Origin of the sequence: Acidovorax sp. HMWF018 (genome assembly GCF_003061035.1) — a bacterium.
Classification (GTDB): Bacteria; Pseudomonadota; Gammaproteobacteria; order Burkholderiales; family Burkholderiaceae_C; genus Acidovorax; species Acidovorax delafieldii.
Genome location: NZ_QAIM01000186.1, coordinates 1 through 2,176, shown reverse-complemented (window position 1 = coordinate 2,176; position 2,176 = coordinate 1). Strand labels below are relative to the sequence as shown.

Below are 2,176 nucleotides of genomic sequence, written 5' to 3'. Positions count from 1 at the left end.
GTCCTCGGTCTTTTGGAGGTCGTTCACCACGGTCAGCACCTCGTAGCCCTGCGCCTCAAGGTGCTTCTTGGCCTCGGCCAGCTCATCGGCCTTGCGCGCGGTGATGGCGAGTTTGGCGCCCATTTCGCCCAGGGCCTCGGCCATCTGCAGGCCCAGGCCGCGCGAGCCGCCAGTGACCAGGGCGACCTGGCCGGTGAGATCGAAGAGTTGCTTGACGCTCATGGAAAAAACGCTTTCGTGCAGAGAGGGGTGAAGGTGAATGAATGCCAAGACCGGCCCGACGGCTTGTGGCCCGCAGAGTGGGTGAGGAGGTGCGGCTGGGGCGGCGGTGGCCGCTGTGTCAATGGCGGTCGAGTCAACCGACAGCGCCCCATGCTAGCCCTGCCCAGGCACCGTGTAAAACCGGTGCTGTCACCTTTGAAACTCTCTGCGCTGCACCCGGCACGCTGCCTGTGGGACAGCGCCTACCCCGCCTCGCGGCTGCGGCGGATGGCTGGGGCCGCCTCCAGGCCTTACGCTCGCGGGGATGACCGCGCCCCCTCCGTCCCTGATGGCGACTTCGCTTGCCCGCATCGCCCAGCCCCTGTTGCCCCTGTGGCGCCTGGTGCAGCCGTTCTGGCGCGCCGCGCAGATGTGGCTGGACGCCGATGGGCTGCGCATGAGCGCGGCCATGTCGTTCTACGGCATGCTCAGCCTGGCGCCCCTGCTGCTGCTGTTGGTGGGCGTGCTGGGCTGGTGGGTGGACCGCAGCTACCTGGAGAGCAGCCTGGTTGCCCAGGTGCAGTCGGTGATGGGCCAGCAGGTGGCCGATGTGGTGCGCCAGGCCATGGCCAGCGCCCAGGCCCCGTCCGAGGGGCGACTGGCATCGGTCATCGGGTTTGTGGTGCTGGTCTCGGGCGCCACCGGCGTGTTTGTGGAGCTGCAGTCGGCGCTGGAGCGGCTGTGGCGCCGGGATGGCTACACCCCGCCCCAGCAGGCCGCGTGGTGGCGCATGGCGTCGCTGCGGCTGCGGGGGCTGGCCTATGTGCTGGCGCTGGGCTTTTTGCTCATGGTGTCGCTGGCGCTGTCCACGCTGATCCACCTGTTGGCGGGCTGGGCGGGAGAGCGGCTGACCGTGGCACACATGCCCACCTTGGCGCCCCTGGCACCGCTGCTGCAGGTCGTCAACGAAGCCATTGCCTTCGGGTTTGCGGTGGCCCTGTTTGTGGGGCTCATGCGCATCGGCGCGGGCCCCAAGCCATCGCTGCGCTACCTGGTGATGGGCGCCGTGGTGGGGGCCACGCTGTTCACTGTGGGCAAGCAGCTGCTGGCGTGGTACCTGTCCACAGCAGCCGTGGTGTCGGCCTATGGTGCGGCGGGCTCGCTGGTGGTGCTGCTCATGTGGATCTATTTTTCATCGGCCATCCTGCTGTTTTCTGCCAGCTGTGCGCAGGCGCTGGAGCAGGCCTTGCACCCCGGGCCACGCCGGCCGGTGGGCTGGGCCCGATGGACGGCTGCGGCCCGCGCGCGGGTGCAGGAGCTGTAAATGTTGGCAACAGCGCACAACAAGCTGGGGCCAGCGCGGCGCCCGGATCGTTCGGGCCGCTGCGATGGTGCCCGTTGCGCTGCCGGGCCGTGCGGGCAGGGCCTATATGCGGGGCCTGGCGCCGCAAGTGCTGGCCAAGCTGGTTTACCGCTGCTTACTGCCGCTTACAAACCGGCCACACCGCAGCGCCCCCCGCTGTGTACCTTTGCACCATCCAGGCCGTTGAAACACCACGGCCCCATTCCGTAGCGGGCGTGCAGCGCACATCTACCTGCCGCCCCGTGCGGATTTCTCCGACATGAACAAGGACATGACCATGAACCTGACTGTTTCTTCTCCTGCCTCGCCCGTACCCGCAGCAGCCCCCGCCGGACCAGCCCTGAAATGGATGTGGGCGGCCATTGGCGCGCTGGGCGTGAGCGTGCTGGCCTTGGGCGCCACCCTGGTGATGCAAAACCGTACGCCCTCGGCAGCAGCCGATGCGACAGCCCCCGCCACCCTGGCGGCGGCCCCCCGCACGCCCGAATCCGAAATCATTGAAGAAAAACGAGCCCAAGCGCCGGTTGTACCTGCCCAGAATGCTATGAATAGCGGAGCAAACTACCGTCCGCAGTCCGGCGGCAGCGCAGGCCGGTCCGGTGACATGGCGGG

2 protein-coding genes and 1 pseudogene are annotated in these 2,176 nt (G+C 68.1%); 2 read left to right on the top strand and 1 reads right to left on the bottom strand.

The features are described 5' to 3' along the window. The coding region (locus tag DBR23_RS06975; RefSeq protein WP_146191262.1) for an SDR family NAD(P)-dependent oxidoreductase at window positions 1–222 on the bottom strand (222 nt) is incomplete at its 3' end. A 304-nt stretch (window positions 223–526) separates the two neighbouring features. On the opposite strand from DBR23_RS06975, the gene DBR23_RS06970 reads away from it, so the two are divergent. Together DBR23_RS06970 and DBR23_RS06965 are read left to right on the top strand one after the other, a co-directional pair. Beyond that, window positions 527–1,525 (top strand): YihY/virulence factor BrkB family protein, encoded by a 999-nt coding sequence (locus tag DBR23_RS06970; RefSeq protein WP_233250311.1) that lies wholly within the window; start codon window positions 527–529, stop codon window positions 1,523–1,525. Window positions 1,526–1,841: 316 nt separating this feature from the next. Continuing rightward, a pseudogene (locus DBR23_RS06965) lies at window positions 1,842–2,176 on the top strand (hypothetical protein); the annotation flags it as partial.